The 25,442-nt window shown below is 71.6% G+C and carries 26 protein-coding genes and 1 pseudogene; 15 read left to right on the top strand and 12 right to left on the bottom strand.

Annotation, left to right across the window (positions count from 1 at the left end; all coding sequences use genetic code 11):
• Positions 1 to 203: 203 nt before the first annotated feature.
• The 4 genes from ACFYW1_RS25665 to ACFYW1_RS25650 all read left to right on the top strand — a co-directional run bounded on the left by ACFYW1_RS25665 (position 204) and on the right by ACFYW1_RS25650 (position 3,453).
• The gene (locus ACFYW1_RS25665; RefSeq protein WP_388997660.1) at positions 204 to 728 is read left to right on the top strand and encodes a hypothetical protein; all 525 of its coding nucleotides are present in this window, start codon (positions 204 to 206) and stop codon (positions 726 to 728) included.
• Positions 729 to 930: 202 nt separating this feature from the next.
• A complete protein-coding gene (locus tag ACFYW1_RS25660; protein ID WP_388997656.1) occupies positions 931 to 1,707 on the top strand; it encodes a methyltransferase domain-containing protein in 777 nt (258 codons plus the stop codon).
• A gap of 127 nt (positions 1,708 to 1,834) precedes the next feature.
• Positions 1,835 to 2,236, top strand: a complete 402-nt coding sequence (locus tag ACFYW1_RS25655; RefSeq protein ID WP_388997653.1) for a hypothetical protein — start codon at positions 1,835 to 1,837, stop codon at positions 2,234 to 2,236.
• A 119-nt stretch (positions 2,237 to 2,355) separates the two neighbouring features.
• Entirely contained in the window at positions 2,356 to 3,453 is a 1,098-nt protein-coding gene (locus ACFYW1_RS25650; protein ID WP_388997650.1) for an NADH:flavin oxidoreductase/NADH oxidase, read from the top strand.
• Positions 3,454 to 3,527: 74 nt separating this feature from the next.
• Here the strand turns inward: ACFYW1_RS25650 and ACFYW1_RS25645 are convergent, their stop codons facing one another.
• Entirely contained in the window at positions 3,528 to 6,548 is a 3,021-nt protein-coding gene (locus tag ACFYW1_RS25645) for a carbohydrate binding domain-containing protein (RefSeq protein WP_388997647.1), read from the bottom strand.
• Positions 6,549 to 6,861: 313 nt separating this feature from the next.
• On the opposite strand from ACFYW1_RS25645, the gene ACFYW1_RS25640 reads away from it, so the two are divergent.
• Both ACFYW1_RS25640 and ACFYW1_RS25635 read left to right on the top strand, forming a co-directional pair.
• The gene (locus tag ACFYW1_RS25640) at positions 6,862 to 7,278 is read left to right on the top strand and encodes an acyl-CoA thioesterase (RefSeq protein ID WP_388997644.1); all 417 of its coding nucleotides are present in this window, start codon (positions 6,862 to 6,864) and stop codon (positions 7,276 to 7,278) included.
• Positions 7,279 to 7,446: 168 nt separating this feature from the next.
• Positions 7,447 to 7,827, top strand: a complete 381-nt coding sequence (locus tag ACFYW1_RS25635; RefSeq protein WP_388997641.1) for an ArsR/SmtB family transcription factor — start codon at positions 7,447 to 7,449, stop codon at positions 7,825 to 7,827.
• A gap of 150 nt (positions 7,828 to 7,977) precedes the next feature.
• Here ACFYW1_RS25635 and ACFYW1_RS25630 read toward each other — a convergent pair whose 3' ends face one another.
• Positions 7,978 to 8,628 carry a DUF305 domain-containing protein gene (locus ACFYW1_RS25630; RefSeq protein ID WP_388997638.1) on the bottom strand — a complete coding sequence of 217 codons (651 nt, stop codon included), beginning with the start codon at positions 8,626 to 8,628 and terminating at the stop codon, positions 7,978 to 7,980.
• Between the two features lie 196 nt (positions 8,629 to 8,824).
• On the opposite strand from ACFYW1_RS25630, the gene ACFYW1_RS25625 reads away from it, so the two are divergent.
• A complete protein-coding gene (locus tag ACFYW1_RS25625; RefSeq protein ID WP_388997635.1) occupies positions 8,825 to 10,312 on the top strand; it encodes an LVIVD repeat-containing protein in 1,488 nt (495 codons plus the stop codon).
• A gap of 179 nt (positions 10,313 to 10,491) precedes the next feature.
• Here the strand turns inward: ACFYW1_RS25625 and ACFYW1_RS25620 are convergent, their stop codons facing one another.
• The 7 genes from ACFYW1_RS25620 to ACFYW1_RS25590 form a co-directional block, all read right to left on the bottom strand.
• Entirely contained in the window at positions 10,492 to 10,671 is a 180-nt protein-coding gene (locus tag ACFYW1_RS25620) for a hypothetical protein (protein WP_148837920.1), read from the bottom strand.
• 69 nt (positions 10,672 to 10,740) lie between these two features.
• Positions 10,741 to 11,442, bottom strand: coding sequence for an HAD family hydrolase (locus tag ACFYW1_RS25615; RefSeq protein ID WP_388997631.1), 702 nt, complete (start codon positions 11,440 to 11,442; stop codon positions 10,741 to 10,743).
• Between the two features lie 84 nt (positions 11,443 to 11,526).
• On the bottom strand, positions 11,527 to 12,240 hold the full coding sequence (locus tag ACFYW1_RS25610) for a phosphatase PAP2 family protein (RefSeq protein WP_388997628.1): 714 nt from the start codon (positions 12,238 to 12,240) through the stop codon (positions 11,527 to 11,529).
• A gap of 32 nt (positions 12,241 to 12,272) precedes the next feature.
• Positions 12,273 to 13,208, bottom strand: a complete 936-nt coding sequence (locus tag ACFYW1_RS25605; protein WP_388997624.1) for a M56 family metallopeptidase — start codon at positions 13,206 to 13,208, stop codon at positions 12,273 to 12,275.
• A gap of 85 nt (positions 13,209 to 13,293) precedes the next feature.
• Positions 13,294 to 13,890 (bottom strand): DUF5134 domain-containing protein, encoded by a 597-nt coding sequence (locus ACFYW1_RS25600; RefSeq protein ID WP_388997621.1) that lies wholly within the window; start codon positions 13,888 to 13,890, stop codon positions 13,294 to 13,296.
• A gap of 138 nt (positions 13,891 to 14,028) precedes the next feature.
• Complete coding sequence (locus ACFYW1_RS25595) at positions 14,029 to 14,853, bottom strand: phosphoenolpyruvate hydrolase family protein (RefSeq protein WP_283850320.1); 825 nt, start codon at positions 14,851 to 14,853, stop codon at positions 14,029 to 14,031.
• Between the two features lie 99 nt (positions 14,854 to 14,952).
• Positions 14,953 to 16,206, bottom strand: coding sequence for a Tm-1-like ATP-binding domain-containing protein (locus ACFYW1_RS25590; RefSeq protein WP_388997617.1), 1,254 nt, complete (start codon positions 16,204 to 16,206; stop codon positions 14,953 to 14,955).
• Between the two features lie 104 nt (positions 16,207 to 16,310).
• Between ACFYW1_RS25590 and ACFYW1_RS25585 the strand changes: the two genes are divergently transcribed.
• Positions 16,311 to 17,729: a PLP-dependent aminotransferase family protein gene (locus ACFYW1_RS25585; RefSeq protein ID WP_388997614.1), complete on the top strand. Its 1,419-nt coding sequence runs from the start codon at positions 16,311 to 16,313 to the stop codon at positions 17,727 to 17,729.
• 22 nt (positions 17,730 to 17,751) lie between these two features.
• Here ACFYW1_RS25585 and ACFYW1_RS25580 read toward each other — a convergent pair whose 3' ends face one another.
• Positions 17,752 to 18,138 carry a VOC family protein gene (locus ACFYW1_RS25580; protein WP_351830911.1) on the bottom strand — a complete coding sequence of 129 codons (387 nt, stop codon included), beginning with the start codon at positions 18,136 to 18,138 and terminating at the stop codon, positions 17,752 to 17,754.
• Positions 18,139 to 18,253: 115 nt separating this feature from the next.
• Between ACFYW1_RS25580 and ACFYW1_RS25575 the strand changes: the two genes are divergently transcribed.
• Entirely contained in the window at positions 18,254 to 18,805 is a 552-nt protein-coding gene (locus ACFYW1_RS25575; RefSeq protein ID WP_388997611.1) for a GNAT family N-acetyltransferase, read from the top strand.
• A gap of 12 nt (positions 18,806 to 18,817) precedes the next feature.
• On the opposite strand, the gene ACFYW1_RS25570 is transcribed toward ACFYW1_RS25575, so the two are convergent.
• Positions 18,818 to 19,501, bottom strand: a complete 684-nt coding sequence (locus ACFYW1_RS25570; RefSeq protein ID WP_388997608.1) for a glycerophosphodiester phosphodiesterase — start codon at positions 19,499 to 19,501, stop codon at positions 18,818 to 18,820.
• Positions 19,502 to 19,784: 283 nt separating this feature from the next.
• Here ACFYW1_RS25570 and ACFYW1_RS25565 point away from each other — a divergent pair, with 283 nt between their 5' ends.
• Genes ACFYW1_RS25565 through ACFYW1_RS25555 form a run of 3 tightly spaced genes read left to right on the top strand, consistent with a single transcriptional unit; the run spans position 19,785 to position 23,034 of the window.
• Positions 19,785 to 21,182 (top strand): DUF6421 family protein, encoded by a 1,398-nt coding sequence (locus tag ACFYW1_RS25565; RefSeq protein WP_388997605.1) that lies wholly within the window; start codon positions 19,785 to 19,787, stop codon positions 21,180 to 21,182.
• 26 nt (positions 21,183 to 21,208) lie between these two features.
• Positions 21,209 to 21,976: an SDR family NAD(P)-dependent oxidoreductase gene (locus ACFYW1_RS25560; protein WP_388998001.1), complete on the top strand. Its 768-nt coding sequence runs from the start codon at positions 21,209 to 21,211 to the stop codon at positions 21,974 to 21,976.
• A complete protein-coding gene (locus ACFYW1_RS25555) occupies positions 21,955 to 23,034 on the top strand; it encodes a threonine aldolase family protein (protein ID WP_388997602.1) in 1,080 nt (359 codons plus the stop codon). The genes ACFYW1_RS25560 and ACFYW1_RS25555 overlap by 22 nt, the downstream gene beginning before the upstream one ends.
• A 155-nt stretch (positions 23,035 to 23,189) precedes the next feature.
• Here the strand turns inward: ACFYW1_RS25555 and ACFYW1_RS25550 are convergent, their stop codons facing one another.
• Positions 23,190 to 23,912 (bottom strand): lysophospholipid acyltransferase family protein, encoded by a 723-nt coding sequence (locus ACFYW1_RS25550; protein WP_388997600.1) that lies wholly within the window; start codon positions 23,910 to 23,912, stop codon positions 23,190 to 23,192.
• Positions 23,913 to 24,130: 218 nt separating this feature from the next.
• On the opposite strand from ACFYW1_RS25550, the gene ACFYW1_RS25545 reads away from it, so the two are divergent.
• The 3 genes and pseudogenes from ACFYW1_RS25545 to ACFYW1_RS25535 all read left to right on the top strand — a co-directional run.
• Complete coding sequence (locus ACFYW1_RS25545; RefSeq protein ID WP_388997597.1) at positions 24,131 to 24,457, top strand: TlpA family protein disulfide reductase; 327 nt, start codon at positions 24,131 to 24,133, stop codon at positions 24,455 to 24,457.
• Between the two features lie 196 nt (positions 24,458 to 24,653).
• Positions 24,654 to 25,160 carry a flavin reductase family protein gene (locus ACFYW1_RS25540; RefSeq protein WP_388997594.1) on the top strand — a complete coding sequence of 169 codons (507 nt, stop codon included), beginning with the start codon at positions 24,654 to 24,656 and terminating at the stop codon, positions 25,158 to 25,160.
• A gap of 201 nt (positions 25,161 to 25,361) precedes the next feature.
• Positions 25,362 to 25,442 (top strand): annotated as a pseudogene (locus ACFYW1_RS25535) (electron transfer flavoprotein subunit beta); the annotation flags it as partial.

Below are 25,442 nucleotides of genomic sequence, written 5' to 3'. Positions count from 1 at the left end.
ACGCCGGGCCCGGCTCCGCCCCCGGGTGCCGCCGTGTCCCGCCGGCCGGTCCGGCATCCGGAACCGCCCGGCCCCACATTCGGCCTCGGCCGAACAATCTTCCCGGCCGCCGTGAGCTGCTGCGACCTTTCTCGTACACCGGGGCGAGAGCGGGACATGGCAGCTCATATCCCGCTCTCCCTCCATAAGAGAAGGGATTTCCCATGAAGTTCAACCGTTCCCGGATCGGAGCCATCGCGACCGGCGTGATCGGCACCGCGATGATCGCCGGCACCGCGGCCCTGGCCGCTCCCGCCACCGCGGCGCCGGCGGAAGCAACCGCCGCGGTCAAGTACTGCGCGAAGGTGGTGGGGCAGAAGGGCGCCTCCGGAAAGCTGGAGACGCTCCGCGAGTCGTGCTCGTCGAACTCCCCGGAAGAGGCCCGCCAGGGTCTTCGTCTCGCGGGGTCGACGAAGCTGATGACGTGGTACTCGGACGGCGGCTACAAGGGCAAGATGATCTCCGACATCTACGGCAGCTACGGGACGTGCGACGGCGCGGGGTACGGGTTCGAGCCCAGCGACGACTGGAAGGACAGCCTCTCGTCGATCAGGGGATACGGTCAGTGCAACAAGCTCAGGCTGACCAACATCGCGAAGACCCACTCGAAGTCCTTCGCCCTCCCGGAGAGCTTCGGTGACGAGATCTACAACAACAACGTCGGCTACGTGAAGGTCTGGCACGGCTGAGCCGACGGCTCCGGAATCCGGTTCCGGCGCAGGCCGCCCGTCGTGTGCTTCCCCGCACGCGCCGGGCGGCCCGGGCGTCCGGCGCGTGCGGGCAACGTTCTCCCCGGGCTCCGATGATGCCGCCGCCCGGGGAGAACCGGCCGAGGAGGGCTCCGGTGTGCTCAGGAGCGCGCGGGAGCAAGGGAGTTGGTTGACTGGGCCGATGAACTCATTCTTGTTCGAAACCGTTGTCCCCGACCCGATCGCCTACCTCGACCGGGTCGCGGCCACCGAACCGGGCCGGTCCTACAAGAAGCGGATGCTCGACGAACTCGGGATCGGGGCGGGGCTGACGGTGGCCGACCTCGGGTGCGGCCCCGGCACCGATCTCGGCGCGCTGGCCGACGTGGTCACCGCGACGGGGACCGTGATCGGCGTCGACCACGACGAGTCCGCGGTGGCGGCCGCCGGGGAGCGTACCGCCGGACGGGACAACGTGACCGTCCGGCTCGGCGATCTCCACGAACTGCCGCTGCCGGACGGCGGCGTCGACCGGGCCCGTACCGACCGGGTCCTGCAGCACGTCGCCGATCCCGCCCGGGCGCTCGGCGAGGCGTGGCGGGTGCTCCGGCCCGGCGGGCGGCTCGTCATGGGGGAGCCGGACTGGGGCACGCTGACGGTCGACCACCCGGACGGCGGCCTGTCGCAGGCATACACCCGGTACGTCACGGACGAAGTCGTCCGCAACGCCCGCATCGGCAGCCGGCTGCCCCGGCTGGCGGCGGACGCCGGATTCGCGGTGCCGACGGTCCTCCCGATCACCTCCGTGTTCCGGGACGTCCGCGCCGCCGACGAGATCCTCGGGCTGGAGCGCACCACGCGGCGGGCCGTCGAGGCCGGGCACCTCACCGGGGAAGCGGCCCGGCGCTGGCTCGACCACCTCGCCACCGGGCCCTTCCTGGCGGCCGTGACGTTCTACGTCGTCGTGGCCGAGCGCTGACCGGGCACCGGCCCGGCTGCGGAACGCCCGTGTGCTGAAATCTGGATGACCGGCCCGGGGCCCGCCGAAGGGCGTCGGGCCGTACCGGGCCGGCCGGCGGACCGGGTGAGGAAGGGAGAGTGCGGCGATGGCGGGCGGACACGGCGGCGGGTTCGAGGACGGCGACGGACGCGGGGCGTCCCTGGAGGTGGTGCCCGTCGGGGCGCGGGTCGGGCTCAGGGCCTCGGCGCCCTCGGGCGGACTCTCGCTGAGCTGCACCCCCGGCCGGGCCCGGGAACTGGCGGCGGCCCTCGCCCGCGCGGCGGACGAGGCGGAGAGTGCCCGGCCGGCGGAGCCCGTCACCGTCCCGGCGCGCGAGCTGCGGCGCGGGGACGTACGGGACGGCGACCGGACCATGACGGTGGAGGAGGTCAGGGTCGACGGGGCCACCGCCCACGTCGTCTGGAGGTCGGGCGCCGGGCGCAGCTGGACCCAGGCGTACGACGCGGACGCAGGCATCGCGCTGCGGCAGCGGACCGGAGGCGGATGACGGGGTCCCGAGGCCCACCCGGACCTCCCTTGTACGAAGAGCGTCGTAATTTGACGGACGTCGTAGTACGGTGTGTATCGTACTAACGATTCTTCCGTACCGTCGAAACGGAGTCCGACGTGAGTGCCCTCTTCGAGCCCTACACCCTGCGGTCGCTCGTCATTCCCAACCGGGTCTGGATGGCGCCCATGTGCCAGTACAGCGCCGCTCCCGTCGGGCCGGAGGCGGGCGTCGCGACCGACTGGCACTTCGCCCATCTCGCGGCGCGGGCCATCGGCGGCACCGGGCTCATCCTCACCGAGGCGACGGCCGTCAGCCCCGAGGGCCGGATCAGCCCCGCCGATCTCGGCATCTGGAACGACACCCAGGTCGCCGCCTTCCGCCGGATCACCGACTTCATCAAGGAACAGGGATCCGTTCCCGGCATCCAGCTCGCCCACGCCGGGCGCAAGGCGTCCACGGCCGCTCCCTGGCTGGGCGGGGCCCCGGTCGGACCCGAGGCGCACGGCTGGACGCCCGTCGCCCCCAGCCCGCTGCCCTTCGACGACGGCCACCCCGTGCCGCACGAGCTGACCACCGAGGAGATCCGGGGCATCGTCGACCGGTTCCGCGACGCGGCCCGTCGCGCGGTCGAGGCGGGATTCCAGGTCGTCGAGGTGCACGGGGCGCACGGGTACCTCATCGGCGAGTTCCTCTCCCCGCACAGCAACCGGCGCACCGACGAGTACGGCGGCAGCTTCGAGAACCGCGCCCGCCTCGCACTCCAGGTCGTCGACGCGGTCCGCGAGGTCTGGCCGCAGGAACTGCCGGTCTTCTTCCGCGTCTCCGCGACGGACTGGCTCACGGAGAACGACGAGGACGAGCGCGAGGGCTGGACCGTCGACGAGACCGTGCGGCTGGCCGCGGAGCTCCAGGCGCACGGCGTCGACCTGCTGGACGTCTCCAGCGGCGGCAACGCCCCGCGCGCCCGCATCGAGGCCGGGCCGGGGTACCAGGTGCCGTTCGCCGAGCGGGTCAGGAACGAGACCTCGCTCCCCGTGGCTGCGGTGGGTCTGATCACCGAACCGCAGCAGGCCGAGAAGATCCTCACCGAGGGACGGGCGGACGCGGTGCTCCTCGGCCGCGAACTGCTGCGCAACCCCTCGTGGGCCCAGCAGGCGGCCCGTGAACTGGGTGCTGACATCCGTGTCCCGGACCAGTACCTCCGGGCGGTCTGACCGGGCCCTTGGGCCGATCGCCCCGAAGGACCCGCGAGCCGGGGGATCCTCCTCGGCCCGCGGGTCCGGTCCGGCTACTTCAGGTACGGGCCCGCCGTGCCGATCCTGCCCGGGGCCGCGTTGCTGCCGCCCAGGTCGAGGACGTAGACCCGGAGGTTTCCCTTGCCGGGCGCCGCGACCGTGAGCCTGCCGTCCGACACCACCCGGGTGTCCCCGGTGACGGCGTCCTTGTAGGTGCCGTTGGGGATCCCGGTGTACGTGGCACCGCCGGTGACGGTCACCAGTGCGAAGCTGTCGACCCCGCTCGCGGCGTCGGTGTAGCGGCGCTTGTACGCCATCGAGCCGGTGATGCCCTCGGTGGAGTACTGGCCCATCTGCAGGGCGGGTACGGCGCGCCGGATTTCGTTGAGCCGTTGCAGGTGCTTGACCAGCGGCTTCTCCAGCGTGCGGGCGACCTCTCCGGTGGCCGACGAGACCTTGCCGAAGTCGGATGCCACGACCGTGCCGGCGAGGTGGTCGCCGTAGTACGCCCGGCCGGTGGTCGCCAGCGGGCAGCTGGGCCCGCAGTCGATCTTCCTGCCCGCCTGGAACTCGATCTCGGAGCCGTAGTACAGGGTCGGGATCCCGCGGAACGTCCACATCAGCGACATGTTCTCGGCCCAGGCGTCGGTGCCGCCCGCGTAGCGCTCGCTGCTCTTGTTGGGGCCGTAGTCGTGGCTGTCGACGTACACGACGTTGTACGTCGCGTCGTTGTAACTGTCGTCGGAGTCCTTGCCGTTGCCGTACGCGTTGGCGGCGTCACCGAAGTTCATGTGCATCCGCATGTCGATGACGTTCATGCCGGAGAACCGGCTGTGGTCCGGGGTGTGGTAGGCGTTCCCGTCCAGGAAGGCGTTGGTGGACGTGGGCTGGGAACCGGTGCCCTGCTGCTGCTCGTAGTCGTACATCTCCAGGGCGGCCTTCGCGTCGTCGGCGTCGTACTCCTTGCGCTCCTTCCAGGTGTAGAACTGCGCCGAGTGGTTGACCGAGCCGCGGTTCCACTTGTCGTTGACGAAGGCCGCGACCTCGCCGAAGACGAAGAAGTTCTCCGCGGCCCCGGCGCCGTGCCGCTGGGTGACCCGGTCATGAATGGCGGGCAGGAAACGACGGTTCCAGGTGGTGCGGGGGATGTGCACGGCGGTGTCGACGCGGAAGCCGTCCACTCCCATGTCGATGTACTTGTCGTAGGCGCCGATCAGATAGTTCTGGACGGGCGCGCTCTCGGTGTTGAAATCGGCCAGGTCCTCGTGCAGCCAGCAGCTGCGCGCGTCCTCGCCCTCCCAGTTGCCGATCCAGCAGTTGTGGTAGTACGCCTTCGGGAACATGCCGGAAGTGGGGTTCGGCCACTGGCAGTTGTAGAGCCGGTACCCCTCGGGGGAGGTGCCGCCTGTGGGCTTGCCCCAGTCGAGACAGGTGTTGCCCGAGGGCTCGGCGGTGGACCAGAGGTCGCCGTTGTAGTACGACTTCCCCGACTTGGTCTCGACGCTCACGCCGTCGTACTCGAAGCCCTCGTTCCTCTCGTCGTAGTACCAGCTCCACTGGTCGTCACGGACCCCGTACACCGTCGGGGTGAACAGGCCCTTTGCGCCCCAGCGCGAGGAGTGGTTGTAGACGACGTCCTGGTAGATCTTCATGCCCTTGGCGTGGGCGGCGTTGATCAGGTCCTGGTACGAGGCGCCCGCTGACTCCAGCCGGCCGTCCACCTCGTAGAAGTCGTAGCCGTGATAGCCGTGGTAGTCGTAGTCGGACCGGTTCAGCACCACCGGGGTGATCCAGACGGCGGAGAAGCCCAGCCCCTTGATGTAGTCGAGCCTTTCGACCAGGCCCTTGAAGTCGCCGCGGAACATCGGGTCGTCGTTGGCCGCGTTGCCGGACTTCACGTGCTGGCTGCCGCCCCGGTTGTTGGAGGGGTCGCCGTCGTTGAACCGCGCGGTGAGCACGAAGTAGATCGGGTCCTTGCGCGGGTCGGTGCCCAGGGGCTTCCCGGCGGCCGGGGTGGCGGGCCGTTCCCCGGTGGTCGCGGTGGCGGAGGCCGACGCGGGGGACACGTTGCCCGCCGCGTCCACCGCCCTCACGGTGTAGCTGTAGGTCGTCCGCTCCTCCAGGTCCGTGTCGGAATGGACGGTGGAACCGACGTCGACGACCGTCGTGCCCCTGGTGCCGCCGGTCCGGGTGACCTGGTACTTGGTGACGCCCCGGTCGTCGGTGGACGGCTCCCACGTCAGTACGACCGACACCCCGTCCGCGTCGGCGGCGACCTTCGTCGGTACGGACGGGGCTTCGGTGTCGGCCGGTTCCTCGGCGCACGGGTCCTCGGCGTCGGCGGTGACCGTGCCGTTCTCCACCGTCGAGACGCCCGCCGGGATCGTGTAGTCACGGCCGCCGTTGTTGTCCCAGACCCCGTTGCCGTTGTTGAACGCGGCCCGCAGGGAGGCCCCTTCGGGGAGGCCGACGGACCGCTTCGTCCAGCCGGTGCAGGCCGGCTCCATGCCCACGCCCGGGACGGTGGTCCACGTTCCGCCCGAGGGCTGGTAGTGGATGTTGGTGGTGGTCCAGCCGACCGTCGCGGTCGAGTAGTAGACGGTGGCGGCCCCCGCGCCGGTCGGGGAGGGCGAGGGATCCGGACCGCCGGTGCCGGCGCACGGATCGCTGTGGGCCACGACCCCGTCCTTGACGGTGACGGCGCCGGTGCCCAGGGCGTAGTTCTTCCCCGCGTTGTTGTCCCAGACCCCCGCCCCGTCGTTGAACGTCGCGGACAGCCCGGAAGCGGAACCCAGATCGACGGTCTTCTTCACCCAGTCGGTGCAGGCGGCCTCCATCCGCACCCCCGGCACGGTCGTCCAGCTTCCGCCGTCCGGTGCGTAATGCAGGTCGTACGCCGCCCAGTTCTTCGTCTTCGTGTAGTAGAAGACCGTCGCGGTGTTGCCCGTCGCCGCCACGGGCACGGCGGCCGGAGCCTCGGACTCCGGTGCGGCGGTGAGAAGTCCCAGAATCCCGAGGGTGGCCGCGGCTGCCGCCAGGGGGCGTCTCAGCAGCCGTAGGGGGGTGCGTTTCATCTGCGTCTCCAGGGGAGGGCCCGCGGCCGGGCGGCCGGGGCGGCCAACGGCGCAGGCGCTCGACGACCGCCTGCGAGGTCCCGCCGGAGAACCCTGACGCGCCTCGGGGTTCGGGCGAGCAGTCCGTTCCGGACAGCAAGATCTGTCGGAATTTTTCTGCAATCTCTTGCGGCAAGGAAGCTACCGGGGCGTGACGGACGCGTAAAGGGTTGCGGCACGGGTCGGGCGGTACGGGTCCGGGGAGGGGACACCCGGGGCGACGAGGAGGCGGGGGAGCGGGAATGGCGGAATGCGCCTCGGGGTTGGGACGTCCATGACCTTCTCTGTGGACGTGACCGTCCGGGGCTACGAGCTCGACACCCAGGGCCATCTGAACCAGGCCGTCTACCTTCAGTACGCCGAGCACGCGCGCTGGGAGCTGCTGCGCGCGGCCGGCCTGCCGCAGGACAAGCTGCTGGCCAGTGGCGTGGGGCCGGTGGCGCTCGAAACGACGGTGAAGTTCCTGCGTGAGCTGCGCGGCGGCGACCGGGTGCGGGTGACCTGCCGGTTCGTGTACGGCGGGGGGAAGACGTTCACGGTCGCGCAGCAGGTCGTCAAGGAGGACGGCACCGTCGCGGCGGAGGTCACCGGAGTGGCCGGGATGCTGGACCTGGCGGCCCGCAGACTGATCCCCGACCCGGCCGGGCACCTCGCCTCGCTCGCCGAGAACCCGGACCTGCTCACCGGCTGACCCGGACGGCCGGGCCAGGGGGCCCGGCACCGGGGCGGCCCCGACGGATGTCTCCGGCGGCGACCTTCCGCTCCCGAACTACGATGGGTTTCGTAGTATGGGGGTGGGCCGGACCGATCACGGGTGACCGGCCGCGGAAGGCCGGGACAGGCCAGGAACGGAGCCGTCGTGACCCCTCTCAGCGCCCCTGCCGCAAGCGCCGCCGAGGTCGGCGGACGCGTGCTCGACCATCCCGCGCGGGACGAGATCCGCGTCGAGGGAGTGCTGCACGCGCTCTCCGACCCGATGCGGCTGCGGGTGGTCCGCGAACTGGCCGCGGCCGACCAGGAGCTCAGCTGTTCCTGCTTCGACCTCCCGGTGTCCAAGTCCACCTCCACGCACCACTTCCGGGTGCTGCGCGAGAGCGGGATCGTCCAGCAGGTCTACCGGGGCACGGCCAAGATGAACGGGCTGCGCCGCGACGACCTGGAGGCGCTGTTCCCCGGGCTCCTCGACAGCATCCTCGACGCGGCGAACCTCCAGGCGCGGCGCACCGGCGAGGACCGTTAGGGCCTGTCGTCCGGCCCGGGCCGGGCCCGGGCGCGTCAGCGGGCAGGACGGCCGCCGGGCGGATGCTCCGGAGGCCGCCGCCCGCACCCCGGGCCGGTGCCGTCCGCGGCCCGGGGAAGAGGGTGGGGAACAGGGGGCAGAGCGGCCCGGTCAGGGCATCATGGTGCGCATCCTGTTGATCTCCACCGTCTGCTGGGCGACGACGTCCCCGGCCATCTCCTCGATCTGCACGTCGTTCCCCTCCGAGAGGGCCTCGGTCGCCATCGTGACCGCCCCCTGGTGGTGGGTGATCATCAGTTTCAGGAAGAGCTCGTCGAAGGCGCTGTCCTTCGCCCCGCGCAACCGCTCCAGCTGGGCGGGGGTGGCCATACCGGGCATCGCCGCGTGGTCGTGGGCGGTTTCGCGCTTCTTGCCGCCGTGGTGCGTGAGCCATCCCTCCATGGCGCCGATCTCCGGCTTCTGACCCGCCGCAATGCGTTCGGCCAGCCGTTTGACCGCGGCGGACTCGGCACGGGCGGGGACGAGACCGGTCATCTCCAGTGCCTGGGCGTGGTGCTGGATCATCATCTGCGCGTAGCGGAAGTCGGCGGAGTTCGCCCGGTCGGTCCCGGCGGCCTTCGCGGCCTCCTGCGCGGACAGGGTCCGGGCGGGCTCGCCCGGCCTCCCCGGCGCCACCACCGAAGGACCCCCGTCCGCCCCCGCCCCGGCGGCCCGGTCCCCGCCGCCGTCCGCGTCGCACGCGCTCAGGGCCAGGGCCGCGGACAGGACGACCGCGACGAGCGCGGATCTGCGTACACACATGGTCTGACGGCGGATCAACAAGTGGACCTCCAGTGCCCCATGGGTCGGTTGTGGCCGTGCTGACACGCTTCCTCGTGACGGCGAGCGGAAACTTTCGGCACGTCTCCGTCGCCATCTGTCGGGATCACCGCGGGAAGGACCATACTGCCGGGGACCGTGAACCGTTCAACTACGTTCGGATACATGGGAGGACGCAGTGATTTCGTTGCGCACGAACCCGGCGCGGCGCAGACGCCCGGGGGTGGTGGCCGCCGCCGGCCTGCTGGCCACTCTGCTGGCGGCCGGGCCCGCGGCCGCCTCGCCCGACCCCGGTGACACGTCCACGGCCCGCACCGATGTCTCCACCGCCCAGCAGGCCGAGGCCGAGGCCGCCATCAGGAGCGGCGAGATACCCGGCGTGGACGAGATAGTCCACAGCGACAACATCACCCACCTCGCCAACGTCCCCAAGGACGCGCTCAAGGGGCTCAACACGGACCTGGCCTTCCAGGGGAAGTACGCCTACGCCGGGAACTACGACGGCTTCCGGATCTTCGACATCAGCGACCCGAAGTCCCCGAAGACGGTCTCGCAGGTCCTCTGCCCGGGCTCGCAGAACGACATCTCGGTCTCGGGCGACCTGCTCTTCCTGTCCACCGACTCCTCGCGCAGCGACGACTCCTGCACCAGCACCACCCAGCCCGCCACGGAGAAATCCTCCTGGGAGGGCATGAAGGTCTTCGACATCAGCGACAAGCGCAACCCGAAGTACGTCGCAGCGGTCGAGACCGCCTGCGGCTCGCACACCCACACCCTGGTGCCCGAACGCAGGAACGTGTACGTGTACGTCTCCTCGTACTCGCCGAGCGAGGCGTTCCCGGACTGCCGGCCCCCGCACGACGGGATCTCCGTCATCAAGGTGCCGCGCAACGCGCCCGAGAAGGCCGCGGTCGTGAACTTCCCGGTGCTCTTCCCGGACGGCGGCAACCCGGGCGCCCCGACCAACCCGGGCGTCTCCAGGACCACCGGCTGCCACGACATCACCGTGCTGCCCTCGAAGGACCTGGCCGCCGGTGCCTGCATGGGGGACGGCCTGCTGTTCTCCATCAAGGACCCGGAGAACCCGAAGATCATCGACCGGGTGCAGGACAACGTGAACTTCGCGTTCTGGCACTCGGCGACGTTCAACCAGAAGACGGACAAGGTCGTCTTCACCGATGAGCTCGGCGGCGGTGGCGCGGCCACCTGCAACGACGAGGTCGGCCCGGACCGCGGCGCCAACGGGATCTACGACATCGTCGGCAGGGGAGACCACCGCAAGCTGGTCTTCCGCAGCTACTTCAAGATCGACCGCCCCCAGGCCGACACCGAGGTCTGTGTCGCCCACAACGGTTCGATCATCCCGGTCAAGGGCCGCGACCTGATGGTCCAGGCCTGGTACCAGGGCGGAGTCTCGGTGTGGGACTTCACCGACTCGTCGAAGCCGAAGGAGATCGGCTACTTCGAGCGCGGCCCCGTCACCACGGACGCCGTCACCACGGCCGGCCCCTGGTCGGCGTACTACTACAACGGCTACATCTACTCCAACGACATCGCCAAGGGCCTCGACGTCCTGAAGATCGACGACCGGCGGACCGACCCGGCGAAGCGGGTGCGGCTGGACGAACTCAACGTCCAGACGCAGCCCGACTACTTCGACCACTGACCGGCGGTCACGGGCCGGCCGGTCGGCCCGGTGGAACCGTACGGTTCCACCGCGTGACCGAGGCGTGCCGCAGGGTTCTTCCGCCCGGCGGCACGCCTCGGCCACCGCGGGCGGTGCGGGGCTGCCGGGAGGAGCGGGGGCGGCCGGGGCCGTACGCCGTCACCGCCGAAGGGCGGGGGTCAGGCGGCGGACCGGGTGCTTCCGTGAGTCGCCGCGGCCCACTCCACCAGCAGCCGCTGGTACTGCTCCTCGTCCTCCGGGGACAGGCAGCCGCCCGAGCGCTGCCACAGGTCGCGAATTTCTTCGTTCACCACGGCGGCGGTACGCGTGGAATCGGAGGAGCACGGAGAACGGGACATACATACAGGCTAAGGCCACCATGTGATAATCAGACCCATTGGGCGTCAGGGACATCTCTCACATGTTCGTCAGGCAACGCCCGGTACCAGTTCGAGCGTCCGCAGTCCGTCGGGCCTTTCCTCCAGCGGCAGATGCTGCACGAAGCGTACGTCACAGCCCAGCGCCGCCGCCCCGCCGTCCGCGTGCCGGTCGTCGCCGACCATCACCACATCCGTCGGATCCAGTCCGAGAAGTGTGCAGGCGGTGTGGAAGAGTCGTGGGTCCGGCTTCTGGACGCCGTGCTCGTACGACAGGACGTACGCGTCGACCGGGGCGTCCAGTCCGTGCGCCCGGAAGACCGGCCGCAGGTCCCAGCCGATGTTGCTGACCACACCGATCCGGACCCCGGCGGCACTCAGCGCGCCGAGCACCTCCGCGGCGTCCGGGTAGGGCCGCCAGGCGTCGGGCGACCTGTGCCGCTCGTACAGCGCCTCGTACAGCCCAGGATCCGGCAGGTCCACCTGCCGGGCCAGCGCCGTGTACGCCTCCCGGTGCAGTTCCGCGCTCTCGTCGCGGGCGGCCCACACGGCGGCGAGCCCGGCGGGGACGTGCCGGGGGGACGGGCCGCCCGGCAGCGCTCCGGCGGTCTCCAGCTCCCGCGCGTACCGCTCGAAGTCGGCCTCGTCCACCGCCACCCCCCGCTCCACGAGGACCGCGCGCAACCAGGACCGGACCGACTCGATGCGGAAGAGGGTCCCGGAGAAGTCGAAGAGCACACCCTTGATCTGCATGGGGGCGATCCTTCCCGGTCGGGGAGCGGTGCGACAAGGCCGGACCCGGTGCCCGGCGCCGCCCGGGGCCCGTGCGGCACGGGTTCACGAGTGGTGCGGCGAGTCCCCGGGGGCGGTGCGGCCGCGGCGTTCATGGCGTACGAACCCGGCGATCGAGAACCCCACCAGGGCCGCCCCCAGCAGCCACCCGCCCAGTACGTCGCTCATCCAGTGCACACCGAGGTAGAGCCGGGTGAGACCCACCCCGATCACCGAGACGGAGGCCACCGCCACCGCCGTCCACCACGGCCCGGCCCCCGTGCCGTGCCGGCACAGCAGCCAGAGCAGCAGGCCGCAGCTCACCGTCGCGGTCATCGCGTGACCGGACGGGAACGCCGCGTAGTGGGCACTGTCCACCGGATCGGGCCACTGGGGCCGCTCCCGGCCGACCGCGGCCTTCAGTCCCTGCTGGAGCAGCGTGCACAGCAGGCTCGTCGCCGCCACCCAGCCCGCGAGCAGCCGCGCCCCGCGCCACCACAGCGTCACCACGGCCACCGCGATCAGGATGCGCATCGTCCACGGATCCCACACCCAGTCGCTGAGGATCCGGTTCACGTGGACGAGGCCGGGTTCGGTCACCGCTCTGCGGTGCAGCGAGGTCGCGACCGCACGGTCCGCCGCCATCAGCGGTGACCACCGGGCGGCGACCAGGGTCAGCAGCGCCAGACCGAGGACCGCGCAGACCGCGCCGGCCGTGAAGGGGGTGACACGAGGACGCGGCCCGGCGGACCGGGTGGGCGTCGGGGTTGCCGTCGACATGGGGTGATCTTCGCGGAAGACCGCCGTCCGGGCTATCCCAGGGCGCTGAGTCCCGGCAGGAAGGCCACCAGCAGCGGAACCGCCGGCACCAGCGTGGCCGCCGCGGTCAGCAGGAGCCGGCGGCCGGCCGTGAGCCGCTCCACCGGGGCCAGCAGACGGTTCACCCGCAGCGGCAGATCGGCGTCCGGCGCCGTGCCGGGGCCGAACACGCCCCGGTCCTCGTTGAGTTCGACCAGGGCGAGCGCCACCGTCAGCCGTCCGAAACGCCGCGACGCCACGTCGTCCGCGGCCAGTTCGATCAGCCGGTGCATCTCGTCCCGGAACGCCGCGAACACCGGCACCTGCGGAAACCCGGTCGCGAGCGCGTCGGAACAGTGCAGCAGCCAGTCGTGCCGCGCCTTCGCGTGCCCCTGCTCGTGCGCCAGCACCGCATCCAGCTGACGGCCTTTCAGGCGACTGAGCGCCGCGGTGGTGACGACCAGCCGGGGCGCGGCACCCGACAACCACCAGGCGTCCGGACGCTTCCCCTCCAGCACGACGAGACGGCCGCTGTCGGGCTCCTCGCCGGGCAGCAACGGGGCCCGCTCCCGCAGTTCGGCGCGGCGCTGCCTGCGACGCGCCTGGGCCCGGTGGATCTCCCGGGCCAGCATCACCGCGGACCACACCCCGCCGAGCGCCAGCAGTACGGCCATGACGGCGGACCACTGTCCGTGGCCGCCCAGGGCGTACGCGTCCACCACGGCCCGCGGCGCCGGCGCGAAGACATGGCCGCGCACGGCCTGCCAGGCCGCCGCCGCACTGAACGTCATGGAGAGCGCGAAGGAGAGCAGCACTCCGGCCACCACGCACTGCCACGCCCACAGCGCCACCACGGGCTCGCGCTCCGGCCACCGGGCCCGCGCCAGCAGCCGCGGGGTCAGGACGGCAGCCAGTGCACCGAGCGACAGCAGCACCAGGGAGACCAACATGGCGTCAGCCTATGAGGGTGCGGTACCCACGGGTATGGCTGTGCACGGCAAGTGACGCACGCCACGGTTTGCCGCCTTCCACGTCTCACAGAGCGAGCAGCATCGCGAACATGGCCATCCCCATCGCCAGTCGGCAGGCGAGCGCCAGCTCGGGCCGCGTCCCCCACCCGCCCTTCGCCGCACCGCCGCCGTCGCCCCCGCCCGCCGCGGCGGCCACGGGTATCAGCCGGGCTCCCGACCGCACCATGTACACCGCGTAGTAGGCCAGCAACAGCCCCGTCAGCAAAGGGATTCCGCCGGCCGTGGCCGCCGCGCCGTGGCCCGCGTGCCCTCCGTGGCCGCCCTGGGCGGCCGGCCCGCCGGGCGCCATCGCCAACGCCATGTAGACCATCGCCGCCGAACCCACCAGATGGTGCAGGTGGTGTCCGCTGCGCCGGGAGAACCACAACGCGCGCAACGAGGCCGCGCCGAACAGCACCGCGTACACCGCCCACCCCCACGCGGGCGGCGGCACGACGGCCGCGGGCACCGCCATGGCGGCCATGCCGAAGCCCATCAGCGCCTCCGCGCGCGCCGTCCTGAGCCCCTCCCCGGTCTCGCTGCGGGTGCGCAGCAGGCAGTACGCGCCCGTCAGCGCGCACAACGCCATCAACAGCCACCCCGACACCGCCGGTCCGTGCACAGCGCACCTCCCCCTGGACGTACGACGTGGTCCCCCTGGTCGATGCCCGGCCCGGGAGCGCCGTACGCGGCGCACTGGGGTGCACGGGAGCGCGCGGAGGTGGTGTTCACCGCCGCGCCGTGTGCTCCCGTGCCTCGCTCAGCCGACCGTGAGCGACTTGAAGGCGCGTGCCTGCTCGGTGATGGCGCGCTCCGTCGGCAGCCGTTCCATGGACGAGGCGCCGAAGAACCCGGCGATGCCGGAGGTGTGCTCCAGGATGTAGCGGGCGTCCTCGGGCTCGGCGATCGGGCCGCCGTGGCAGAGCACGACGATGTGGGGATTGACGAGCTTGGCGGCGTCGTGCATCTCCTGCACGGCGGCGGCGGCCTCGTCGAGGGTGAGCGCGGTCGAGGCGCCTATGGACCCCTTGGTGGTCAGCCCGACGTGCGGCACGAGGACGTCGGCGCCGGCCCGCGCCATCTCGGTGGCCTGCTCCGCGTCGAAGACGTACGGCGCGGTGAGCAGATCGCGTTCGTGGGCCTGGCGGATCATGTCGACCTCCAGCCCGAAGCCCATGCCGGTCTCCTCCAGGTTCTCGCGGAACTTCCCGTCGTACAGGCCGACCGTGGGGAAGTTCTGCACACCGGTGAAGCCGACGGCCTTCAACTGGTCGAGGAAGTTGCCCATGATCCGGAACGGGTCGGTGCCGCACACCCCGGCGAGCACCGGGACGTCCCGCACCACGGGGAGGACCTCGCCCGCCATGTCGAGCACGATGGCGTTGGCGTCGCCGTAGGGCAGCAGGCCCGCCAGCGAGCCCCGGCCGGCCATCCGGTAACGGCCGGAGTTGTAGATGATCAGCAGGTCGACGCCGCCGGCCTCCGCGCACTTGGCGGACAGGCCGGTGCCCGCCCCCGCGCCGATGACGGCCTTGCCGGAGTGGATCTGCTTGGTCAGACGGGCCAGGGCTTGGTTTCGGTTCACGGTGGGGCTCCTGTCGGGTCGTGGTGCGGGCGGGGCGTTCCGCCCGGTGCGGACGGCCGGGCCGTCGGCCGTCCGCTCGGTCTCGGGTGTCCGCCCCGCTCAGGCGGATGCGGCCGGGCGCCCGTGGGCGCCGATCAGGCGGTGCAGGTGGTCGGCGGCGGCGACGGCGAACGCCGGGTCGTTCACATGGGCGTCGAGCTCGCGCAGTTCGACGGCGCTGCCGCGCAGGGCGATGCGCAGGCCCGCCAGTCCGGCCGCGTCGGCCTGCGGATCGTGGAAGGGACCGCCCGGGGCGTCCACGGCGGAGACTCCGCCCAGCGGCCACAGGACCGCCGTCGGGCCCTGCGCCGCGGCCAGCTTCCGCCCCATGGACCCGCCGAGCTCCGCCATCTCCTCGGCGGTGGTGCGCATCAGCGTGACGGTGGGGTTGTGCACGAGGAGGTGCCGCTCGGCGAAGCGTTCGGGGACGGTCTCCCGGGCACCGAAGTTGACCATGTCCAGCGCGCCGGGCGCGACGACCTGCGGGAGACCGGCCCGGCCCGCCGCGGTGAGCCGGTCGGGGCCCGCGCTCAGCACGCCGCCGACCAGATCGTCCGCGAGTTCGGTGGTGGTCAGGTCCAGCACACCGGCCAGGAAGCCGCCCGCGGCGAGCTTCTCCAGCGCCCGGCCGCCCGCACCGGTGGCGTGGAAGACCAGGACCTCGTAGCCGAGCTCGTCCAGACGCTGCCGCGCGGCGTCCACCGCGGGGGTGGTGACGCCGAACATGCTGGCGCCGATCAGCGGGCGCCCGTGGTCCTGCGGCTCGTTCAGGCTCCGCTCGTGGTGGACGGCCATGCCCGCCGCCGCGGCCACCGCGTTGCCCAGGATCCGCGACGACACGGAGTTGATGCCCGCTACGTCGACGACGCTGTACATCATGGTGATGTCGCTGCTGCCCACGTACGGCGACACGTCCCCGCCGGCCATGGTGGACACCAGCACCTTCGGGACGCCGACGGGCAGGGACCGCATCGCCCGGGCGGCGATGAACGATCCGCCGCTGCCGGCCACCGCCAGCACCGCGTGCAGCCGCCCCTGGCGGTGCAGGTCTCCGACGACCAGCTCGACGCCCCGGGCCATGGCGGTCACCGCGGCGCCCCGGTCCCCGGCGGCGCGCAGCGCCTCCAGGTCGTACCCGGCGCGGCGGGCGACGGTCGCGGCGTCGACATCGCCCGAGGGGGCGCCCGCGGGCGGGGGCAGCACCCCGGCGTCGACCAGCACGACGTCGCATCCCGACGCGCGCAGCCGTTCCGAGAGCCACGCGTACTCCGCCCCCTTGGTGTCCAGCGTCCCGACGAGCACCACGGTCGCCATGTTCTGCTCCTTTGCAACGGCGTTCCCCCGATCATGGGACGGGCACCAGGAGGCGGCAAAGACCACTTGACGGCAATTGGCCTGGGGCGGGCCATGATGGGGTCATGGACCGGATTCCTCCCACCCGCCTGTCGCGTCTGCTGACCGGATGGTCCAGGGGCGGCCCCGGCCCCCTGCCGCAGCTGCTGGCGCAGGCGCTGCGCGAGCTGGCCCAGCGCGGGGACGTGGCGCCGGGCACCCTGCTCCCCTCGCAGCGCGCCCTCGCCTCGGCCCTGGGGGTCAGCCGCAGCACCGTGACCGCCGCGTTCGGGATGCTGGAGGCCGAGGGCTGGCTGGAGAGCCGGCAGGGCAGCGGCTCCCGGCTGCGGGGCTCCGGGGCGATGGGCGAACCCGTGACCGAGGGGCGGCTGGCCAGCTTCGGGACCAGGGACGACGGCATCGACCTGTCCAGCGGCGCGCTGGACGGGCTGCCCGCCGTCGCGGAGGCGGTCGGCGGCCTGTCGGCCCACGACCTCTCCGCGGCGCTGACCGGTGACGGATACCTGCCGTACGGGCTGCCCGAGCTGCGCGAGGGGATCGCCGACTACCACCGGGCCGCGGGTCTGCCGACCTCCCCGGAACAGATCCTGGTGACCGCCGGGTCGCAGCAGGCCGTCTGGCTGATCACCCAGGGGCTGGTCGAGCCGGGTGACACCGTGATCGTGGAGGACCCGACCTACCGGGGCGCCCTGGAGGCGCTACGGGCCCGCGGCGCCCGACTGGTCCCGCTGCCCGCCGACACCGCCCCCGGCGACAACGCCGCCGCCCTGGCCCGGCTGGCCCGCCACGTCCGCCCGCGCCTGGTCTATCTGCAGCCGGCCGTCCACAACCCCACCGGGCGCGGCATGACCGAGTACACCCGCCGCGCCTGGGCCGCCGTACTGGCCGAACAGGGCCTGTACACCGTGGAGGACAACGCCTACGCGGAACTGTCCCTGCACCACGACGACGCGCCGGTCTCCCTCGCCGGGCTGCTGCCGCCCGCCGCGACGGCCACCGTCGGCACGCTGTCCAAGCTCTTCTGGGGCGGTCTGCGACTGGGCTGGATCCGCGCCTCCACCACCGTCATCCGCCGCCTGGCGGACATCAAGCGGTCCGTCGACCTGGCCTGCCCGGTGGTGGACCAGATGGTGGCCGTGAAACTGCTCCGGCAGCTGCCCGAGGCCCGCGCCCTGCGCCGCTCCCGGCTGCGCGAACGACTGGCGGAGACCGAACGGCTGCTGCGCGACCGGGGGACCGGCTGGCGGTGGGAACGGCCCGTGGGAGGCTCCGCCCTCTGGGTGGAGATCCCCTGGGCGGACGCCGAGGCCACCGCCCAGCTGGCCCGCCGCGCGGGCGTGCTCATCGTCCCCGGCCCCGCGTTCTCCGCCGTGGACGGCTTCCGGCACCACCTGCGCCTCCCGTTCGCCGACCACGACGGCGGCCTGGAGCGGGCCCTGCCGCTGCTGGCCGACTGCGCGGAACGCAGCCGCACCACGCACTGAGCGGCCCGCCGGCCGCGAGGGCTCAGGGCCGGTGGCGCAGCGGATGGTCCGCCGGTACCTCCACCACGACGATCCGGTGCCCGTCCGGGTCACGGATCCACATCTCCACCAGCCCCCACGGCTCGCGCACCGGCGGCCGCAGCACCTCGACGCCGCGGGCCGACAGGTCCTCGTGGGCCGCCCGCACGTCCGCGACCTGCAACCACAGTTCGAGACCGGGCACCGGGGGTTCGGCGGCCCGCCCGGAGACCTCCAGGAAGCCGCCGCCGAGGAAGTAGACCGTGCCCCGTTCGGGGCCGGTGCCGAACTCCCGGTAGACGGGCAGCCCGAGGGCCTCCCCGTAGAAGCCCCGGGACCGCTCGGGATCGACCGGACGCAGCAGGATCCGACTGCTCAGCACATGGACCATGTCCCGAGCCTAGGGTCTCCCCGCCCGTCCCGCGACGGACGCCGCCCGCCGGGCCGGGGCACGGGGTTACCCTGCTCCGGCACGGCCACAGCGGAGAATTCGGAGAACCATCGCCATGGACATAGCCCCTGCCCAGGACCTGGGACGACTGACCTTCCGCGACGCGGACGACGTGGATGTGCCCGCGCTCGTGACGCTGATCGAGTCGGCGTACCGCGGGGACTCCAGCCGGGCCGGATGGACCACCGAGGCGGACATCCTCCAGGGACAGCGGACGGACCCGGACGGGGTCCGCCAGGTCATCGAGACCCCCGGCAGCCGACTGCTCGTGGTGGAGCGCGGCGGTGTCCTCGTCGCCTGCTGCCAGCTCGAACACCGGGGCGAGGCCGCCTACTTCGGGATGTTCGCGGTCCGCCCCGAGTTGCAGGGGGAGGGCCTCGGCAAGGTGATCATCGCCGAGGCCGAGCGCGTGGTCCGGGCGGACTGGGGAGCGGCCGAGATGCACATGACCGTGATCTCGGTGCGCGACGAGCTGATCGCCTGGTACGAGCGGCGCGGATACCGCCGTACGGGAAGGCTCACTCCCTTCCCGTACGGCGACGAGCGCTTCGGCATCCCGCAGCGCGACGACCTCCAGTTCGAACTGCTGGTCAAGGACCTGGGCTGACCGGCCCCGTCCTCATGCGGTGAAGCGGCCGGCGCGGCGGATCTCCGGGTAGTCGGTGGTCGCGCCGTCCAGTCGCAGGGCGCGGGCCAGCCGCAGGTGGTCCTGGGTGTTCACCACCCAGCCGATGACCTTCAGCCCCTCGGCGTGCGCCCGCTCGACCACCTCCAGGGTGAGGCGGCGGATGTTCAGGGCCAGGGTCGCCGCCCCCACCGCCTTCGCCCGCTCCACCACGTCCCCGTCCCAGCGGCTCGCGATGAGCACGGTCCGCACGCCCGGCACCAGCCGGGCGATCTCGGCGACCGCCCCGTCGTGGAACGACGACACCTCGACCCGTTCGACGAGCCCGCGCCGCAGCATCACCCCGGCCAGGACCCGGGCCGCGTCCGCGTCCTTGATCTCCGCCTGCAGGGGCGAGCGCACGGCGTCGAGCACCTCCTCGAAGACCGGTACGCGCTCGCCCCGCCCGGCATCGAGCGCCCGCAGCTCGGCCAGGGTCTTCAGGGCGATCGGCCCGGTGCCGTCGGTCGTGCGGTCGACCTCGGCGTCGTGCATGACGGCCAGCGCGCCGTCCTTGCTCAGATGAAGGTCCAGTTCGATGGCGTCCATCCCGGCCCGCTCCGCGCGGACGAACGAGCGGAGCGTGTTCTCCGGCTCCACGCCCATCACCCCGCGGTGACCGATGGTGAGAAAAGACAAGGCAACCCGCTTCCGTCGACGGCCTCCTGCGCGTGCGACTCCTACCCACCGGACGCCGGGGCATCACGGCGCGGCGGTGCGAACCCGGCCCGGGCGGTCCGTCCGGACCGGGGCCAGGGGAGGGAGGCGGCCGACGGAAGCCACCGCTGACGTGGTTTCACACAGGAAGAATCGCGGTGACCATGGGGGTGCGGCAGGATAATTTACTGAGACTCCACTTGTCCGTAGCAACCGCACATGTATACGGTTGCTTGACGCGAGGTTCTCCCGTGGAGGAAGTGTTATGACGGAAATTCTTGTGCAGGACGTCACCACGGGTGACATGGTTACGGATCAGCGGGTGATCGAGCACCCCGCCTGGCCGACGCTCAAGAATGCCGTGGAGGAGATCCGCCCCTGGCAGTCGAAGGACGGTTCCATCGACTTCGAGGCCGAGGGCGCGCCCACCCCGGACGCCGCCCGGGCGACCCTGGACCGGGTGATCTCCGCGGTCGAGGAGCTGTCCCCGCTGCTGCCGCACGACGCCGCCTACCACCGCGCCCTCGTCACGGACCTGCGCCGCTGGGCCGCGGACGGTTTCGGCGTGCCGGACTTCCTCGACTCGCTGCTCGCCTTCCAGCCGGCCGCGGACCGCGCCGACGGACTCCAGCACCTGGTCGTCTTCGCGATGTACACGCAGAACGGCAACCCGGACCGCAACCTCGAAGCGGTCGTCCTGCGGATGGTCTGGCCCGACTGGCTGGCCGAGCTCGAAGCGACCCGCTACGACAACCCGCTGTTCTGCGGCATCACCTTCGAGGACTTCACCTCGGGTTACGACACCAACTCCGCCGTGCTCTTCCCGGAGACCATCGCCGTGCGCGAGGCCCCCGAGCGCTTCAGCTGGGGCGGCATCTTCTGCGACCGCGAGGCCGCCCGCTTCCGCCGGGTCACCGAGGCGTCGGTCGAGCTGCTCGGCGTCGAACTGCCCGAGGACATCCAGCAGATGGTCGGCGACCAGCAGCGCTGCGAGCAGGCCTTCGTGCTCTGGGACATGGTCCACGACCGGACGCACAGCCACGGCGACCTGCCGTTCGACCCCTTCATGATCAAGCAGCGCCAGCCGTTCTGGATGTACGGCCTCGAGGAGCTGCGCTGCGACCTCACCGCCTTCAAGGAGGCCGTGAAGCTGGAGGCCGACGGCTTCGCCCAGGGCCGCGACGTCCAGTACGCCGTGCTCTTCGACCGGATGTTCCGTTTCCCCGTCACCGGCGAGCGCGTCCGCAACTACGACGGCCTCGGCGGCCAGCTGCTCTTCGCGTACCTCCACAAGCACGACGTGATCCGCTGGACCGACAACAAGCTGCGGATCGACTGGGACCGCGCCCCGCAGATCACCAACCAGCTCTGCGGCGAGATCGAGAAGCTCTACCGCGACGGCATCGACCGCCCCAAGCTCGTCCACTGGTTCGCGGCGTACGACCTGGTCTCCACCTACCTCGCCCCGCACCCCGGCTCCCGCTGGGCCAAGGGCCCCGATGCGCTGGACCTGTCGCAGCCGCCGCGTAAGCTCGTCGACGATGTGCTTCCGGACGAGTTTCCCCTGAGCATGTTCTACGAGGCGCTCGCCAAGAAGCTGAAGAACGTGATCGCCTCCACCAAGGGGATCACCGCCGCGGACGCCGAGAAGGCAGCCGCGTGAGCGCCGGATCCGAGGAGGCGGTGGCCATGAACGCAAACGGCAAGGGCAACGGGAGCGGGGCTCTCGAAGGTGCCGTGATCGCGGTCGCGGGGGCCGCGGGACCGGCCGGCCGGGCCACCCTGCTGAGGCTCGCCGAGGCCGGTGCGACCGTCGTCGCCTCCGACGCGGACGCCGCCCGCCTGGCCGAGGCGGTCGACGCCGCGCGCTACGCCCACGGCGGCGCCACCGTCACCGGCGACACCGTCGACCTGCTCGACCTCGGGGCCACCCGGGAATGGGCGGACAAGACCGAGAAGGAATTCGGCCGGATCGACGGACTGGTCCACCTCGTCGGCGGCTGGCGCGGCAGCAAGACCTTCGCCGAGACCGACCTCGCCGACTGGAACCTGCTGGAGAAGCTCCTGATCCGCACGGTCCAGCACACCTCGCTGGCCTTCCAGGAGGGGCTGCAGCGCAGCGACCGGGGTCGCTACCTGCTGATCAGCGCGGCCGGGGCGAGCAAGCCCACTGCCGGGAACGCCGCCTACGCCGCGTCGAAGGCGGCCGCCGAGGCATGGACCCTCGCCCTCGCGGACGCGTTCCGCAAGGCGGGGGGCGAGGAGGGCCCCAGGACGGCGGCTGCGATCCTGATCATCAAGGCACTGGTGCACGACGCCATGCGCGCCGAGCGCCCGAATGCGAAATTCGCGGGCTTCACCGACGTCAAGGACCTGGCCGATGCCATCGCCGGCGTCTGGGACCGGCCCGCCCCGGAAGTGAACGGAAAGCGCCTGTGGCTGACCCCACAACCGTAAGGACCGACGCGCGACGTCACCACGACCCGCGGGTGCGCGGCTTCGCCAGTGACAACTACGCGGGCACGCACCCGGAGATCCTCGCGGCCATCGCCCTCGCCAACGGCGGTCATCAGATCGCCTACGGCGAGGACGTCTACACCGACCACCTCCAGCGCGTCATGCACAGCCACTTCGGCCCCACCGCCGAAGCCTTCCCGGTCTTCAACGGGACCGGCGCCAACGTCGTCGCCCTCCAGGCGATGACCGACCGCTGGGGCGCGGTGATCTGTGCCGAGTCCGCCCACATCCACGTGGACGAGTGCGGCGCCCCGGAACGGGTGGGCGGCATCAAGCTGCTCACCGTGCCCACCCCGGACGGCAAGCTCACGCCCGAGCTCATCGACCGGCAGGCGTACGGCTGGGACGACGAGCACCGGGCCATGCCGCAGGTGGTGTCGATCGCCCAGAACACCGAGCTGGGCACGGTCTACACCCCCGACGAGATCCGCGCCATCTGCGACCACGCCCACGCACACGGCATGAAGGTCCACCTGGACGGGGCCCGGATAGCCAACGCCGCAGCGTCCCTGGACGTGCCGATGCGCACGTTCACCAACACCGTCGGCGTCGACGTCCTGTCCTTCGGCGGCACGAAGAACGGGGCGCTCTTCGGCGAGGCCGTGGTCGTCCTGAACCCGGACGCCGTCCGCGCGATGAAGCACCTGCGCAAGCTCTCGATGCAGCTCGCCTCGAAGATGCGCTTCGTCTCCGTGCAGCTGGAGGCGCTGCTCGCCGGGGACCTCTGGCTGCGCAACGCCCGGCAGGCCAACGCCATGGCCCAGCGGCTCGCGGAGGGGGTGCGCGCGGTGGGCGGCGTCGAGATCCTCCACCCCGTCCAGGCCAACGCGGTCTTCGCCCGGCTGCCGCACGCGGTGAGCGAGCGGCTGCAGGAACGCTTCCGCTTCTACTTCTGGGACGAGGCCGCCGGCGACGTGCGCTGGATGTGCTCCTTCGACACGACCGAGGAGGACGTCGACGCGTTCCTCCTCGCGCTGAAGGAAGAACTGGCGAGGTAGCCACCGCCGGAGCGGCATCCGGACGGCCGGGAAGTCACCGACTTCCCGGCCGTCCGCATGCCCGGCGCCCGGACCGGGCCGAACGGACTCCGGGGAGCAGCGGGCCGGCGCCCGCTGCTCCCCGGAGTGACGTTTCGGCGTCGAAACCCGCCGCGTCAGCTCTTCTCGCGCAGCTCGGCGGGGGAGGGCGCGGTGCCGCCGAGGTGTGCCGGTACCCACCAGGTGTCGGTCGCGTCCTTCGGACGCACCGGATGGGCGCGCTGGGCCGCCTCCAGGAGCTCCTGGACCCGCTCGCGCAGCCGCCGGGTGATCGCGCCCGCGTACTGGTCGGCGGGCGCCTCCAGGGGCTCGCCGACCCGGATCGTCACCGGGAAGTGGTTGCGCCTGAAATTGCGCGGACGGCCCTTGGTCCACAGCCGCTGCGTCCCCCACAGCGCCATCGGGATCAGCGGCACGCCGGCCTCCTGGGCCAGCCGGGCGGCGCCCGACTTGAAGCTCTTCAGCGTGAACGACTCCGAGATCGTGGCCTCGGGGAACACCCCGACCACCTCGCCGGAACGCAGCGAGGTGAGCGCGTGGGCGTAGGCGTGCTCGCCCTGCTTGCGGTCGACGGGGATGTGCTTCATGCCGCGCATCAGCGGCCCGGAGACCTTGTGCCGGAAGACCGACTCCTTCGCCATGAAGCGGACGAGCCGTTTCTGCGGCAGAGCCGCGAGCCCGGTGAAGATGAAGTCCAGATAACTGATGTGATTGCTCACCAGTACCGCGCCACCGGTCTTCGGGATGTGCTCGGAACCCTGAGTGTCGATCTTCAGGTCAAGCGCCTTGAAAAACGTCAGGGCGGCGCCGATGACCGGCCGATAGACGAGTTCTGCCATCTGGAGAAGACCCTTCTTCAGCGCCTGGGGAGGGTTCTCCCGGCGGAAGTTACGCAGCCGTAGGTTTGCGGCATGGCGCCGATCGTGCCCCATGTGCGACGCGGTGGCCAGTCTCAGAGGGCTCGGGGCGCGAGATTCTCGTCACGTGGAACCGGCGGGAATGTCCCGTCGGCCGGTGGTGCTGATCACCTGAGGAGAGTTCCGACAGGAGGTCGAAGGTGGACGGGCAGGGGACAGGGGGCACGCTCGACGCGGCCCGGATCGGCGCGGAACTGGGGCAACGGGCCACGCTCGTGCAGTTCTCCAGCGCCTTCTGCCAGCCCTGCCGGGCGACCCGCCGCACCCTCGCCGAGGTGGCGCGCATGGTGGACGGCGTGGCCCACGTCGAGATCGACGCCGAGGCGCATCTCACTCTCGTGCGGGAGCTGGGGATCAGCCGGACGCCGACCGTCCTGGTCCTCGACGCCGACGGTACGATCGTCCGCCGGGCCGCGGGACAGCCGCGCACCGTCGACGTGGTCGCCGCCCTGGGGCAGGCGTTGTGACGGACCGTGATGCATCTCCCACATCGCGGAACACCCTTGACTGCACCCCCCGAGCATCGTCAGTCTGACGCTGTGCCGCCTGAAATCCTTCTCCACGGCCGGGTCCACGTGGACCTCGCCCGCAACGCGAGCGCGCGCTGTCCGGGTGCCTGAGCAACCCCGGCCCCGTACGCCCTCTTCGCAGAAGGACATCTCCATGACGGCTTCCCCCGAGCTCGGTGCGCCCCGCGCGGCCTCGCCCGAACTCCTCCGCTCCGTCTTCCGGCAGCACGCCGCCGGAGTCGCGGTGATCACCGCGGCGGGCGACCGGCCGGTCGGCTTCACCGCCACCTCCCTCACCTCCGTCGCCGCCGAACCCCCGCTGATCTCCTTCGGCGTGGGCACCTCGTCCTCCAGCTGGCCCGTCGTGGCCGAGGCCGAGCACGTCGGCGTCCACATACTGGGCGAGCACCAGCAGGAGCTGGCGGCCACCTTCGCGCGCAGCGGCGCCGACCGGTTCGGCCCGTCCACCTTTTGGCGCAACGGGCCCGAGGGAGTGCCGGTGCTCGACGGTGTGTCGGCGTGGCTGGTCTGCCGTGTGGTGGCGCGTATCCCGGCGGGCGACCACCACCTCGTGATCGCCGAGGCCGTGGTCGGGGACCCGGCCGGGGGCGGGCGTCCGCTCCTCTATCACCAGGGCCGTTTCACCACCCTGCGGGACTGAGAACGGCCAGGCGGCACAAGGGCTCAGGGCGTAGGCCAGATCACAGTTCCGAGCGCTTGCCCATCAGCGGGCCGCTGGGTGTACTGGCTAGTAATATTTCGTTCGGAGCGCCGGTCACCCGGACCGGAATCCGCCCCATCAGGCGCCTATGCTGCGTGCAACAAGGCAGCCCGGAAAAGACGATGCAGTAGGAGAGCCGGCGTGAGCTTGAGGATCGTTGTCTGTGTGAAGTACGTGCCCGATGCGACGGGTGAGCGGCGTTTTGCCGATGATCTGACGGTG

The sequence above is a fragment of the Streptomyces sp. NPDC002669 genome (assembly GCF_042889165.1).
In the GTDB taxonomy this organism is placed as follows: domain Bacteria; phylum Actinomycetota; class Actinomycetes; order Streptomycetales; family Streptomycetaceae; genus Streptomyces.
The sequence above is the reverse complement of the archived record's forward strand: the minus strand, read 5'-3'. Positions and strand labels throughout refer to the sequence as shown.